Below are 15,047 nucleotides of genomic sequence, written 5' to 3' on the forward strand. Positions count from 1 at the left end.
CAATCTATTTTTATAAATTTGCCATAGCCTACCAGCCTGCAGATTTTTATACAGAAAAAATCGATAAATATGTAAAAAAAAGTCGGATCAAAAAAACAACTAATAAACTCATAAAAAGTTGTGATTTTAGTGCCAGTTATAGGTTAATATTGAGTAAATATATATTTTAATATTAATAACAAACGCTAGGGAGAGATCAATGCCTTTAATTCGATGGCTCAGTGTTGTGATGTTCAGTTTTCTACTCGCAGCCTGTGGTGGCGGTGGTTCAATTGAAAAGGACGGGGGATCACTTGATGACAGTACAGATTCTGCAACGTATACATTAACTGTAAGTGGTGTATCTGAAACAACAGGTGAAGCCGCTAATGAGGTCTCCTCAGAACAACGTTTACAGCTAACGGCAAAATTGTTGAAAGATGGAGCTGCAGTTTCAGATGTCAGAGTTACTTTTAGCACAGACGGTGAGTACGGAGTTTTTGAACCAACATCAGGCACTGCGATCACTGATGATGATGGTTCTGCAAAAATTCTTCTTGCGGTGGGTAGTAACGCAGGAGCTGGCACTGTTGATGCTTTTGTCACGATTGAGGGCGAAACGATTAGTAGCGCACAGTCGTTTGCATTTACATCAACTGGAGATGCTGATGGCACTGTACAAGATAACTACACAATTACTGTACAAGGGTATACGCAGGACACTGGGACTGCATCTAATACAGTGACAAATGCTGCGCCACTCGATTTAAGGGCTACATTAAAATACAACGATTCAGTTGTAGCCGGTAAGCGCATTGTTTTCTCCTTAACTGATAGTATCGGTTTGTTACAGCCTACGACAGGCTCTGCTTTAACACAAAATGACGGCGTAGCAACAGTTCAGCTTACCGCAGGTAAAGATGCTGGTGCAGGTATGGTTACAGCTACGTACAGTATAGATGGTGATTCTTACACAGGTACATTTGATTTTCAGTCAACTGGTGGTCAAGGAACTGATACAGGGGTATCAGGTACAATTACTCTCGATTTAAATATTTTAGACCAAAGTGGTGCTGTATTTTCAGAGTTAAACCCGGTAAGTAAAGATAATAAAGGTATCGTCACTGCAACATTAAAAGATGATGGACTTCCATTAGCGTCACAATTAATCAGTTTCACATCTAAATATACAGGTAAAATAACCCCAGAGTTAGGTACAGCATTAACCGATGTAAATGGTGTTGCTACTGTGACACTAAGTAGCGGTAATTTCAAAGGTGCAGGCCAGATTATAGCAAGCTATGGGTCAGAAAGTGACGAAGTCATAACTAAAACAGCTGGTTTTGTTTCAAATGGCGATGATGCCCCGATAGAAAATGCACAAGCCGAGTTAGATATAAAACTTTTACAAGGGTGTAATGCCAATTGGGATGCGAATCGAAATTCCGAGGCATTAAATCCACTCGATCCTTCGACTGGTTGTGCAGTGACTAATACATTTTCATCAGATGTATTGATTGATGTTCTTATTAAAGTGGTTGATACGAGTAGTGGTGACGGCATCGCTGGTATTATCGCTGAATTGTCCACTGATTTAGGGCAACTACTGCCTGATTCAGGAAAAGCATTAACAGATAATTTTGGTTTTGCATTATTAAAATTACAACCTGGAGCAAGTAGTGGTGCTGGAACATTAACTGCAACAGCAAAAGATAGCAGTTTAAATAAAGCTTTCTCAATTAGTACGGCAGAATTAAATGTATCTATTGATAATGGTTTACCCAATTTATTAGATGGCTCGGGCAACCCAGTCGAAGGACAATATCAACCATTAGCGGCGGGCGCAACAACTGTCATTACTGTTGAAATTAGAGACAATAATGATGATTTAATAGTTACTCCTTTTGATGTTCAGTTTACATCAAGTTGTGTAGAAAGTGGCAAATCGATTATTGATGAAAACGTGATCAGCATTGGCGGGATTGCGACTTCAACCTATAGAACAAATGGCTGTAAAAGTACGCAAGGTGATACCGTTATCGCAACGGTATTAACTGGCGGAACACCTGAAATTGCATCTGTTAACATTCCAGTTTCTGAAGCTGATGTGGCATCAATTGAATTTATTTCAGCGGAGCCAAATGTGATTGCTTTAAAGGGTACTGGAGGCATTGGCCGTCAAGAAAACAGTGAACTAAAATTTAAATTAATCGATAAAATTGGTCAAGATGTAAAAAACAAACGCTTAGATTTTCGTCTTACATCGACTAATGGTGGGATCAGTTTATCGCATCATAGTGTTGACACTGATGCGGATGGATTCGCACGAGTTCAAGTTAATTCAGGTTTTGTGCCAATGGCAGTAAGAGTGCAAGCGTGCTTTATTCCAGATGAGCAAATTCCTGCTGATCAAAGTGATGATGTAACGTGTTGGCAAGATGTGTATGCCGAATGCCAAAAAGCAGAGGGTGACCGTGAGGAAGGTGTGAGCTGTCCAACTGGGAATTTATCGCTCGTGTCGTTAGATCAACAAATCATCAGCGTATCTGACTTACTTTCTATTAGTACAGGTCTTCCTGATAATAATAGTTTTACAGCATCCATAACTGATTTTTCAACAGAAACGCTGCAATACGATAATGAAACGTTTGATATTACTGTACTTATTGCAGACCATTTTAATAACCCAGTTCCAGATGGAACCGCTGTCTATTTAACAACAGAGGGAGGGGCTATTGGTACTTTAGATGGCGAAGAGGGTAACCCCCAACTAGAATGCCGATCTATTGATGGTGCCTGTACGGTGCAATGGCGTAGCCAAAATCCTAGACCATTTACGGAAAGTAAGTGGGGGAATAAAGTATCAGATTATAACCCTAAAAAACTACTTCGTGTTAAAGCAAAGTACTTAGAAGATATCGAAGGTATTGTTGATCCAACCTTTGAACAAAGTAATGCAGTATCATTGACACAATTAAATAGTGATGCCAATTTTTCCGGATTGCTAGAAGAAACGCGTAACTGTGATTTATATAGGAATGCACCAGCGCCCTGTTTGAACGGAATTTTAAATGCGAATAGCCATGAGTTCGGAGTGCCGCTTGGGGCCCGTGCAACAGTTTTAGTTACAGCAAAAGGGCAGGAATCATTCATTGATATTAATGGCAATGGGCTCTTTGATAGTAATGAATATTATTCAGGCTATGATTTGAGTGAAGCGTTCGTTGATCATAATGAAAGTGGTACTTACGATGGTTTATCAGCTATTTATGATCCAGTAACAGCTTCTATAGTCAAAGATGCCCAACTTTGTACTGATGGATCAGACACTGATCCATGTAGTGAGTTTGCAACAAACGGTGCCCATTTTGAGGAACCAATTGGTGATATAGACTCTAATGGTATGCATACATTACGTGATGGCAAATATAATGGTTTATTATGCACAGAAGCTGCACAGGCTGCTAATATGTGTAACAAAGAGCTTATAGATGTGCGCCGTTCATTTGAAGTTATTATGTCGGGTAGCACCGTTTATTATCGCTTTGCAATTGATAAAGAGTCATTACGTCGTAAGTTTGCTGCAGCAATGGCAGAACCTGAGTTAGATGCAGATGGCAATCTAACAGGAAATCTTTCAGCAAATGCGTTAGGTGTTACTAATAGTATTAGCACTTGTTCAGATATTCTGAATCAGTATGATAATTCATCTATTGTGGTGCTCGGCCTTGAAGAAAGTGAAGACGATCAACTGTGTGATATTACAGAAGTAAATATTAAGACTTATGACTCTGGTGTGGAGTTGGATGCATTATCTTTTAATTTTTATTACTCAGATATCTATAATAACCCTCTTGCAGCAAATACAAGTGTAGTGGTTGGCAGTGAGAATGGCGATTATAGTGGTGTAGATGATTTTGTGATTGGTAACTCTACAGCAACAAACGCCGCCGTTATTGGACTTGCAATTAGTCGCGAAGCTGAGCCGAATAAAAAATCGGTTGGTGATTTATCTATTTCATTTACGACGCCAAAAGACAATAACACCACAGCACGATTACAAATTAGTGATGATGGTTAGATGCTTTCGAGCACTTAGATAAAATAAATGCCAACCATTAGGTTGGCATTTTTGTATCTATTCTTATATATTCCACTGCAAATATGTAAAAACACCGTTTTGTCTAAATTAAAGGCAATAATTGTTTAATTAATCATTAAATGTAGAAAAGTTTCGATTAAAAGCTTGTAACAATTGGTGTTTGTAGATATACCTATAAATATTCGTGCCCGAAGTGGGCTAAACACATTTAAAATATTTGGTTAGAAATAGGCAACTATGGGCAAATCGCTAGTAATTGTAGAGTCTCCTGCTAAGGCTAAAACAATTAATAAATATCTAGGAAACGATTTTATCGTCAAGTCCTCTATTGGGCATGTACGAGATCTTCCTACCTCAGGTTCTGGCAAAACCAAAACTGCGCCGACAAAAACGCCAGCTGAAGTGCGCAAAATGTCTCCTGAAGATAAAGCGGCTTATAAAAAGCAGCGTGATTACACTAACCTAGTTGCTCGGATGGGGATCGATCCAGAAAAAGGCTGGGAGCCTCACTACGAAGTTCTTCCCGGTAAAGAAAAAGTCGTTCAAGAATTAAAAAAGCTTGCTGAAAATGCTGACCAAATCTATCTCGCAACGGATTTGGATAGAGAAGGGGAAGCCATAGCTTGGCACCTCGAACAAATTATTGGTGGTGAGCCCGAAAAATATAAACGCGTGGTTTTTAATGAGATCACTAAAAATGCGATTCAACAAGCGTTTGAAACACCTGGCGAACTAAACACTGATATGGTTTATGCTCAGCAAGCACGTCGCTTTTTAGACCGTGTTGTTGGCTTTATGGTGTCACCATTATTGTGGGCCAAAGTAGCCCGTGGTTTATCCGCAGGACGTGTACAATCTGTTGCAGTTCGCTTGTTAGTTGAGCGTGAGCGTGAAATTAAAGCATTTATTCCTGAAGAGTTTTGGGATATTCATGCTGATGTTAAAAATACTGAGTCAAACTTACGTTTAGAAGTTGCAAAGCAAGCAGATAAGCCGTTTAAACCGGTTAATGAGTCGCAAGCAATGGCTGCGGTTGCATCACTTGAAAACGCTGAATATAAAGTTATAAGTGTTGATGAAAAACCAAGTAAGAGTAGACCTAGTGCGCCTTTTATTACCTCGACAATGCAACAAGCGGCAAGTACTCGCTTAGGTTATGGTGTTAAGAAGACCATGATGCTAGCTCAGCGCTTGTATGAGGCCGGTTATATCACTTACATGCGTACTGACTCAACTAACTTATCAAAAGACGCTGTAGGCATGTGTCGTGATTATGTTGTTGAACAGTTTGGGCAAAAGTACTTACCAGAAAACCCAATTAATTACAGTTCTAAAGGCAATGCACAAGAAGCGCATGAGGCGATTCGTCCATCGAGTGTAACTGTATTATCAGGCCACCTTGATGGTGTAGACCCAGATGCGAAAAAACTGTATGAGCTAATTTGGCGTCAGTTTGTCGCGTGCCAAATGGTACCAGCTGAGTATGACTTAACAACGCTCACTGTGGCAGCAAGTGATTTTCATTTAAAAGCTAAAGGACGTGTTTTACGCTTTGATGGTTGGACACGTGTACAGCCGGCAGTACGTAAAAAGAATGAAGAAGATCAATCCTTACCTGCAGTAAAAGAAGGCGAAGTACTGACTTTGATAGAGCTTGATCCTAAGCAACACTTTACTAAGCCACCTGCGCGTTTTAGTGAAGCAAGTTTAGTTAAAGAGCTTGAAAAACGGGGTATCGGTCGTCCATCTACTTATGCATCTATCATATCAACAATACAAGATCGTGGTTACGTTCGTGTTGAAAATCGCCGTTTCTTTGCAGAGAAAATGGGCGAGATAGTGACAGACCGTTTAGTTGAAAACTTTACCGATTTAATGAACTTTGATTTTACTGCAAAAATGGAAGGGCGTTTGGATGATATCGCTGAAGGTGAACGTGTTTGGACCCAAGTTTTAGATAAATTTTACGCTGATTTTTCGACTCAACTTACTATTGCAAGTGGTGAAGAAGCTGAAGGTGGAATGCGTAAAAATGAAATGGTCGAAACCGACATCGACTGTCCAACGTGTTCTCGTAAAATGGGCATTCGAACCGCTTCTACAGGGGTATTCTTAGGGTGTACAGGTTATAACCTTCCACCAAAAGAGCGTTGTACGACCACTATGAACTTAGTTTCAGGTGATGAGGCTGTTGCAGCTGATGTTGAAGATGTTGAAACCGAAACATTAATGCAAATGAAGCGTTGCCCAATTTGTGAAACGGCGATGGATTCATACTTAATTGATGAAACGCGTAAGTTGCATGTTTGTGGTAACAACCCTGGCTGTAAAGGTTACGTTATTGAACAAGGTACCTTTAAGATTAAAGGCTATGATGGACCTATTATCGAATGTGATAAATGTGGTTCAGACATGCAGCTTAAATCGGGTCGTTTTGGTAAGTATTTTGGTTGTAGTAACGACGAGTGTAAAAATACCCGTAAGTTATTACGTAACGGCGAAGCTGCGCCTCCAAAAGAAGATCCAGTACAATTACCTGAACTAGAATGCGAAAAGTCGGATGCTTATTTTGTATTGCGTGATGGTGCCGCAGGTATTTTCTTAGCGGCTAATACATTCCCTAAGTCTCGTGAAACTCGTGCACCTAAAGTTGAAGAACTACAGCGTTTTAGAGATCGTATATCACCTAAGTTTTATTACTTAGCTGACGCACCTGCAAAAGATCCTGACGGTAACTTAGCAATTGTACGCTACAGCCGTAAGAATAAAGAGCAGTACGTAATGACCGAGGTTGAAGGTAAAGCAACGGGCTGGACAGCACATTACAATGCTGGAAAGTGGGTTGAAGAGGCAAAGAAAAAAGCCGCGCCTAAAAAGAAAGCAGCCGCTAAAAAAACACCAGCCAAAAAAGCAGCGCCAAAAAAGGCTGCTAAAAAAACTGATGATTAATAGTTGAGCCGTACTGTGCTCAACTATTAATACACCAGTAAGGAAAAATCGGGATGCACGCCCTTGCGTCATCCCGGTTTTAATATGATAAAGCGATTTTTTAAAGATTTACGTCAGTTATTTTTTTGTAGCCTTCATTCTCAAGTTCATCATTGACGCACTTTAGAACGTATGGTTTAAGCGCTTCATTGCTTATATCGTCGTCCTTAGCCCAATCTAAACACATCTCGGTGTATTCTTGAATAGTCTCAACAGAAGCTTCAACAGCGTTTTGAGCGACAGCATAAGTCGTAGCAAGGCTAAAAAAGGGCGCTACGATTAGTGCTAGCAATGGTTTTTTCATTTGTTCATTCCTAAATAAAGTATTTATACCTATTTGATTAAGTAACTAGCTGCTAAATAGCAGGTATTAAATAATGTAATCGGTATGGCGATTACTTATAAAAAGTAACAGTTAGCCAATAGAGAAATGCTCAGTTGGTAGTGAAATTCTTAATCGAAATGACAATAAAAGATAACGAAATATTTTTATCGTTAAGATAAAATAAATATACGATAAAAACTGTTTAAATGTTTGTATCATAATATAAACTCGTTTAAGGTCTGTTTTTTAGTAAATTAAGAGCGTTATGTATCACCAACCAAGCAATAAAACCCCAAGACAAGCAGGCAAAGCAGAACTTGTTCTTGAGTCATTCATTTTTCGCGGACGCTGGCTATTGGCTCCATTTTTTGTTGGTTTATTGTTTGCGGTTATTTTATTACTGATCAAGTTTTTCAAACAGCTATACCTTATGGGAGTTGCGACCTTTACTGCAACAAATCAAGAGCTATTAGTGGGTATTTTAACATTGGTAGACACCGCATTGTTGGCGGGGTTATTACTAATCATCATTTTTAGTGGTTATGAAAATTTTGTTTCCAAGCTCAATATTGATAATCATGAAGATCGTCCTGTGTGGATGGGAAAAGTGGGGTTTTCAGGTTTAAAAATGAAGCTGATCAGTGCGATCGTTGCCATCTCTGCGGTCGAGTTATTAAAAGTATTTATTAGCTCGTCAGCTTATACAAGTGAAGAGCTTATTTTAAAAGTAGTGATACACGTCACGTTTGTCATCTCTGGCGTATTGTTCGCACTAACTGATTTTATTAATAGTAAAACACAAAGTCATTAAACTAGGTAGGCTGGCTTTAGTAGCCTACCTTATTTTATGGTTTGAAAATTGCCAACCACATTGCCTTTAAACTCGGCTCTTTTCCATACATATTCATACCCATTTTAAAAATCCGTGCGGCACAAATGCGTAAATAATAAAAACAGACAATACTCAGAAAAAGTGAAAGCAATGACTGCCAAAATGGTAAGTCAACTAATGACATACGCACTGGCATTACTGCAAATGCAGTAATGGGCAAGTAACTCAGTACTATGCTTAAAGCACTATTAGGTGTGTCCATTATAAAAAAAGCAATAGCGATTGGGGTTATGGGAAGCATCATTAACGCGCTTTTACTACTGTGGTTTGGGTCATCAATACCTGCAGCAATTGCAGCCATAAATGCAGCACATATCCCTAACCCTGATATAGCAAACACAATGAACCAAGGTAGCATTGCCCAGTTTATAAAATCTAAACTTAACGTTTGTTGCTTGATAACAACGGTGAAAAATAGCATAGAAAGTATAATAGAGAGTAATGTGCTGATCATGGTTTTAAGTGCTAATAAAATCTGCCCGCTAAGTTTACCGTCAATCCAGGTTTGCGGTGTCATAGTGGCCATTAACTGCTCGGTTACTCGATTTTGTTTCTCACCAGTAATACTCACAAATAACTGACCAAATACCCCAAACATTGCAACAAACAGTAAAATCAACACACCAAAAGCAGTGTATGTTTGGTTTTTATCAGCCTGATTTTTAAGCTCTTCATTTAGAATATAATGTTCAACGTCTGTATTTTTAGCTAAACCGTCACGTTGTGCTTGAGTTAGGTTAATTGCATCGAGTTGTGCTTGTTTGAGCGCTGAATTGAGCTGGCTTTTAAATGTAGTTTGCCAGGTGTCTTTTTCAGCGGTTATGAGTGTGTACTTTGTAGTTATGAAATCATATTTGAGTAAGCCATCATAGTCAGTGGTCTCATTTAAGTTATGTTCAAGATCACTGATATCACCAAGCTTTATAAAATTAAATGCGGGGTCAATGTGGGATGCTAACTCGAATGTTGTATTGACAGCGATATTATATTGTTTGGCGAGATGCATATTGTTAGTAACAAAAAAATAAATAATTCCCGCAATGACCAACATGATAAGTTTAGAAATAATTTCTTGTTTTAATTTAAAAAAATGCAAGAACTCCCATTTTGCTACTGTCCAAATTTGTTTTTGAGTTAGTGAGCTTTGCTTATTCATGATGCCACTCCCTGATGAACTTCTTTATTATGTTTAGCGACTACTTGTAAATAGATTGAATGTAATGATTGTGATTGGTTTTTAAGCTCACAAATATTTCCAACTCTGATCAAAATTGTCAGTAATTGACTGAGTGGTTGTTGTTCATTCAACGTTATAGACAAATGATTACTGCTAAGCTGTTTGCTTTGGTAAGTATCTAACAATGCGTATTGCTCCGGTTCGATTAATTGTTCAAAAGTCACATCAATCACATTGTTATTATATTGCTTAAAGATATCATTAAGCTGACCATATAGTACGCTTTGGCCTTTATTCAGTAGTAATACTCTATCCGCTAGCTTTTCAACCATAGCCATTTGATGTGCACTTAGCAAAACGGTCATGCCTTGTTGTTTTAATTCAGCTAAAAACTCTACGACTAACTCTTGGTTGATTGGATCAAGCCCTGAGAACGGTTCATCAAGAATAACCCATTTAGGTTTATGTAAGATGGCTGTAATCAGTTGTACTTTTTGTTGATTTCCTTTGGAAAGAGATTTAAGAGGGTCATTTATGCGCTTAACTAAGTTGAATTTGTCCAGCCAATGTTGGCAGCGAAGATCAAAATCAGTCGCTGTAACGCCATGCAATTGAGCAAAAAATTGTAAATTTTGCTTAACTGTTTTTTCGGGGTAAAGCCCTCTATCCTCAGGTAAATAGCCCAATAAGTGGGTTGGAATACTACAATAGGTTGTACTGCCATCAGTGAGTTTAATGGAGCCCGCATCGGGGTAAGTAAACCCAACCAGCATTTTCACAAGAGACGATTTACCAGCCCCATTCGGGCCTAGTAACGCAAAAATTTCACCCGGTTGTACGTCAAATGACAGGTTATTTACTGCGGTTACTGTATCGTAGTGTTTTGCGAGATTTGAGATGATTAACGACATAGGAGCCTTGCGCTGTTGTTTTAGTCAGTGTAAGTTTTTGGTAAATTTAATGTAACAAAATAATTGTAAGAAAAAGTGTAAACAATCAAGGAACAGTGTCATAATAATCGTGATATTTCGCGAATGGATTAATTGTAATGATTAAACAGTTTTTAAATGACCCAAGTTTGTTATTAAATGCAGTAGGTGAGGGAATTTACGGCTTTGATTTGTCGGGAAATGCAGTTTTTGTCAACCCGGCGGCAGAGAAAATGACAGGTTGGAGCGCAGATGAATTATTAGGTAAAAAAATTCATCAGTATCATCACCATAGCCATGCAGATGGGAGGGCGTATCCTGCAGACGAGTGTCAAATCTATTGTACAATGTTTGATGGTATTCATCGGCAAGTTAAAGATGAAGTGTTTTGGCGCAAAGATGGCAGTTTTTTTCCTGTGGAATATACATCGACCCCAGTGTATAAAAACGATCAACTAATTGGTGCGGTCGCTGTATTTCGCGATGTATCAAAACAACACGAAACCCAATTGGCTTTACGTCAAGCACTCACACAAGTTAGTGACTTAAGTGAGCAACTTAAAGATGAAAATAGTTACCTTACAGCACAATTAAACGAAGATTGGCAAGACTCAGGGTTAGTCGGTAAAAGCCATGTTTTTCACGCTATGTTAGAACAAATAAAATTAGTAAGTCCAACCGACAGTACTGTATTAATATTAGGTGAAAATGGCACGGGTAAAGAGTTAGTAGCTCGCAACTTGCATCGGTTAAGCAATCGCAGCACTCAATCATTTATAAAAGTTAATTGCGCAGCATTTACTGCAAGTTTGCTCGAGTCTGAATTATTTGGTCATGAAAAAGGTGCTTTTACAGGCGCAAATGAAAGGCGTAAAGGTCGTTTTGAGTTAGCCCATAATGGGACGCTGTTTTTAGATGAAATAGCCGAATTACCACTTGAGGCGCAGAGCAAATTACTACGAGTGTTACAAGAACAAGAGTTTGAAAGAGTCGGCGGTAGCCAAACAATAAAGGTAAATATACGTGTTATTGCTGCAACAAACCGTGATCTATGGAAAATGGTCGAAGAGGGGACGTTTAGAATAGATTTATATTATCGACTAAATGTGTTTCCGATCAGAGTTCCCGCACTTAAAGAGCGTAAAGAAGATATCCCACTTTTATGTATTAACTTGGTGCAACAGCTAAATAAACGTTTAGGTAAACAGTTAAAAGGGCTCAGCAATAAAGCGCTTAGTCAATTACAAGCCTATGATTGGCCCGGTAACATTCGTGAATTACAAAACGTACTTGAACGTGAAGCTATTTTATCAAAACAAGCAATTTTAAATTTGACCCAACCGTTGAATTCACATTCGAAAACGCCAGTTAATTCATCACTGTCTCTTGATGATTTATTGAGGCAGCACATCAGTAGTGTTCTTTCTCTGACAAACAATAAAATATCAGGTGCTAATGGTGCTGCAAGCTTATTAGGCGTCCCAGAAAGTACACTTAGATCCAAAATGAAAAAATTAGGGTTAGTTAAAAGTTCATGATATAGCGCGTAATTCGTTATATATCGCGAATTTGTTTTTTGATTTTAATCTTAAGATATTGAATTTTAAGTTATAATAAAATCTTTCAGTTTGGTCTGAAAGTTGCAAATACTTATATGTCACCGTCACTATGAAGTAAGTATTATGAAGTTTGATATTAAAGAAGAAGATATGATCATTAAGCCCTACAAGCATGAAGGGCCAATATACATTCGTGAGCAAAAGGGCTTTTTTCAACGCATCCGACAAAATCTCGGGTGGTTATTGATGCTTACTTTTATTGCTATCCCCTGGATCCCTTATAAAGGTCAGCAAGCTGTTTTACTTGATGTCGCAACACAGAAATTCAGCATTTTTGGCTTAACCCTGCTACCGCAAGACTTTATGATACTTGCGCTGTTGTTTATGTTAGGTGCATTTGCGCTTTTTTTTGTTACAAATTGGTTGGGCCGGGTATGGTGCGGATATACCTGCCCGCAGACTATTTGGATGTTACTGTTTTCGTGGGTGGAACAACGTGTAGAAGGGACTCGTAATCAACGTATTAAGCTTGATAAATCACCATGGGGCTTTACCAAATGGCGTAAAAAAATCACCAAACATAGCGCCTGGTTAGTGATCTCAATTTTAACTGCGACTTCATTTATGGCGTATTTTATACCTGCAAAGTCACTATATAGCGACATGCTTACATTACAATGGACAGGTATCACCAGCTTCTGGGTGTTTTTATTCGCTTTTTGTACTTACGGCAATGCAGGGTTCTTGCGTGAAAAAATGTGCACGGTTGCATGCCCTTATTCACGCTTTCAATCGGTTATGTTTGATAAGGATACATTGCTTGTTACTTATGACAGTCAACGAGGTGAAAATCGTGGCCCACGTAAACGTAAAGCAGATCCTAAAAAGTTAGGTTTAGGTGATTGTGTTGATTGTAATTTGTGTGTAGAGGTATGCCCTGCGGGTATAGATATTCGCAATGGTTTACAGTATGAGTGTATTAATTGTGGTTTATGTATCGACGCGTGCGATGATACGATGAACAAGTTTGGCTATGATAAAGGCCTTATAAAATATGCCAGTGAAAAACAAATGTCCGGTGGGACGACCAATCCATTTAGATTAAAGCTTATAGGGTATGGTGGACTAACGTTGTTGTTATCCATTGCGATGATTGCGTGGCTTGGCGCACGAACGCCAATCGAAGTCTCAGTATTGCGTGATAGAAACGCTCTATACAGAGTGAACTATGAGGGATTGGTAGAAAACCCTTATACTTTAACTATTATTAATAAAACACAGCAACCGTTACACTACCGTATTTCATTAAAGGGGCTTGATATAGCAACACTTAAGAGCCCGCAGAATACAAGAGTGGAGCCAGGCGTTATGAAACAAATACCCGTGACTATTGTGGCTGATGGTTATGACTTAGCTAAAAAAATGACAAAGCTTGAGTTTGTTGTAACAGCAAATGAGGATGCGAGTATTACACAAACGCAGCCAAGTTTATTTTATCGAAATTAAATATTCGGTAAGGTTTTTAAAGTTTAGAATGCAGGCTCTGTTATCATTTTTTCAATATATAACTTTGCCTCATCTAAGCTATTAAATAAGTAGTCATGAATGTTTAAGTGATTCAGGCCTGCATTATTCAGTACGCGTTGCATTTGGTTTATAGCCAGAGTTGAACCTAAAATATAGGCACTGGCGATACAGCCTTCTTTAAACATATTGGTTGTTAAATTAACAAAGCTTTTTTCTGCGTCAGGGGTAGCAGCTTGCACTGAAAATGAATTACTTATGTAACCCCAAGGAGCCCCTGCGAATTGTTTAACACAGGTTAATAACTGATGACTAAACTCATTAGCTAAACGCTCATTAATATTGCCGGCAAAGCTAGCTGTAATAATGTTGTTTTTATGTTGCAAAATGACGTGACCATACTTATTTTTAAATTCCAATTTCTGTCCTTGCTAAAATTAAAGAGCGCGAATTTTAAACAAATACAGACTTAAGTCTAGTTCTTTATTATCAAATTATGTGTTTTGCATAAATTTTCTATCATTTTAATTGTTTGTAGTTTATACAGCTTTAAAATTAACCAAAGTAGATATTATAGACTAAAATAATTAGGTTCTACGTCTATATACTTTGGTTTAAATTGTTAACTATTTTGCTAAAATGTAATCTAATCCGCCAGTAATAGCGGCAACTTGGGCAAGGATACATTCTTCATGTGTCGCTGTGGGGCTATCAGGGTATACCTCTGTTGTCGACACATATTGTGCGTCAGTAAAGCCCATACATAAACCTAATTTACGAGCTCTGTAATTAATTACACCTAACTGTTCTTGAGGCACACCAATTAATTGATTGTTTTCATCACTTGGCGCAATGTGCGTGACTTGAGCAACCTTTTTAATAATCGCTGTTTGAAATGCAGTTTCTGGTTTTACTGAATCTGCAACGAGGTAGAACCCATCGGGTATATTCCAATTTGTATTTATCGTACCTTCACGGGCTGCAAGGGCTGGCCTAAACTCGCTGTTATCAGTGTCAGTGGTTTCATGTAAATCAATATGTGCAATTGGCGCGATATTGTTGTTTTGCATATAAGCCATTATGGCTGCTGACTCAGGAGCTGGGCTGTCAATATAAAAAGAGCGGTTAGGATCTATGGCCGCAGGGTTCCAACGATTAATCGTTTCGTATCCCCAAGGGCTGATACAAGGGGCAACAAGCAAATTAAAATGCTCACTGTATTGTGCAGCCTTGGTTTTTACAAATCGTAATGCCCCATGCACACCACTGGTTTCATAACCATGGACACCACCCGTTACTAATACGCATGGTTTATCAGCTTGCCAGTTTTTAGATTTGATAACATAAAGCGGGTAGTGTTCAGTGTTGTACTCCAGTGTACCGTACTGCTGAATATCAAACTGTTCACTTAATTCATTAATCTCAGAGACAACTTGCTGCTGATAGCTGCGCTTAATAGTTTGTTTATTAAACCATTGCTGTTTTTCTTGGTTTGACCAAGGTGTCCCTGCAGTGCCAATTGGGTATCTATTTTCGCTCATAAAATCTTCATCTTTAACAATAAAGGGCATA

General features: G+C 38.5%; 10 protein-coding genes. 5 read left to right on the forward strand and 5 right to left on the reverse strand.

Annotated features, from left to right (window positions below; genetic code table 11):
• Window positions 1–199: 199 nt before the first annotated feature.
• Both QMA12_RS04925 and topA read left to right on the forward strand, forming a co-directional pair.
• Entirely contained in the window at window positions 200–4,060 is a 3,861-nt protein-coding gene (locus tag QMA12_RS04925) for a hypothetical protein (protein WP_290208941.1), read from the forward strand.
• 258 nt (window positions 4,061–4,318) lie between these two features.
• Entirely contained in the window at window positions 4,319–7,030 is a 2,712-nt protein-coding gene (gene topA / locus QMA12_RS04930) for a type I DNA topoisomerase (protein WP_290208942.1), read from the forward strand.
• A gap of 100 nt (window positions 7,031–7,130) precedes the next feature.
• Here the strand turns inward: topA and QMA12_RS04935 are convergent, their stop codons facing one another.
• A complete protein-coding gene (locus QMA12_RS04935) occupies window positions 7,131–7,373 on the reverse strand; it encodes a hypothetical protein (protein ID WP_087533718.1) in 243 nt (80 codons plus the stop codon).
• A gap of 286 nt (window positions 7,374–7,659) precedes the next feature.
• Here QMA12_RS04935 and QMA12_RS04940 point away from each other — a divergent pair, with 286 nt between their 5' ends.
• A complete protein-coding gene (locus QMA12_RS04940) occupies window positions 7,660–8,205 on the forward strand; it encodes a TIGR00645 family protein (protein WP_290208943.1) in 546 nt (181 codons plus the stop codon).
• A 34-nt stretch (window positions 8,206–8,239) separates the two neighbouring features.
• Here the strand turns inward: QMA12_RS04940 and QMA12_RS04945 are convergent, their stop codons facing one another.
• Complete coding sequence (locus QMA12_RS04945) at window positions 8,240–9,442, reverse strand: ABC transporter permease (RefSeq protein WP_290208944.1); 1,203 nt, start codon at window positions 9,440–9,442, stop codon at window positions 8,240–8,242.
• Window positions 9,439–10,374: an ATP-binding cassette domain-containing protein gene (locus QMA12_RS04950; RefSeq protein WP_290208945.1), complete on the reverse strand. Its 936-nt coding sequence runs from the start codon at window positions 10,372–10,374 to the stop codon at window positions 9,439–9,441. Before QMA12_RS04950 ends, QMA12_RS04945 begins: the two co-directional genes overlap by 4 nt.
• A gap of 137 nt (window positions 10,375–10,511) precedes the next feature.
• On the opposite strand from QMA12_RS04950, the gene QMA12_RS04955 reads away from it, so the two are divergent.
• Together QMA12_RS04955 and ccoG are read left to right on the forward strand one after the other, a co-directional pair.
• The gene (locus tag QMA12_RS04955) at window positions 10,512–11,930 is read left to right on the forward strand and encodes a sigma 54-interacting transcriptional regulator (RefSeq protein WP_290208946.1); all 1,419 of its coding nucleotides are present in this window, start codon (window positions 10,512–10,514) and stop codon (window positions 11,928–11,930) included.
• Window positions 11,931–12,074: 144 nt separating this feature from the next.
• On the forward strand, window positions 12,075–13,457 hold the full coding sequence (gene ccoG / locus QMA12_RS04960; protein ID WP_087533713.1) for a cytochrome c oxidase accessory protein CcoG: 1,383 nt from the start codon (window positions 12,075–12,077) through the stop codon (window positions 13,455–13,457).
• A 23-nt stretch (window positions 13,458–13,480) separates the two neighbouring features.
• On the opposite strand, the gene QMA12_RS04965 is transcribed toward ccoG, so the two are convergent.
• Complete coding sequence (locus tag QMA12_RS04965) at window positions 13,481–13,894, reverse strand: hypothetical protein (RefSeq protein WP_087533712.1); 414 nt, start codon at window positions 13,892–13,894, stop codon at window positions 13,481–13,483.
• Window positions 13,895–14,101: 207 nt separating this feature from the next.
• The gene (locus tag QMA12_RS04970; RefSeq protein WP_290208947.1) at window positions 14,102–15,016 is read right to left on the reverse strand and encodes a M14 family metallocarboxypeptidase; all 915 of its coding nucleotides are present in this window, start codon (window positions 15,014–15,016) and stop codon (window positions 14,102–14,104) included.
• Window positions 15,017–15,047 lie beyond the last annotated feature (31 nt).

The organism is Pseudoalteromonas sp. APC 3893, assembly GCF_030408095.1.
In the GTDB taxonomy this organism is placed as follows: domain Bacteria; phylum Pseudomonadota; class Gammaproteobacteria; order Enterobacterales; family Alteromonadaceae; genus Pseudoalteromonas.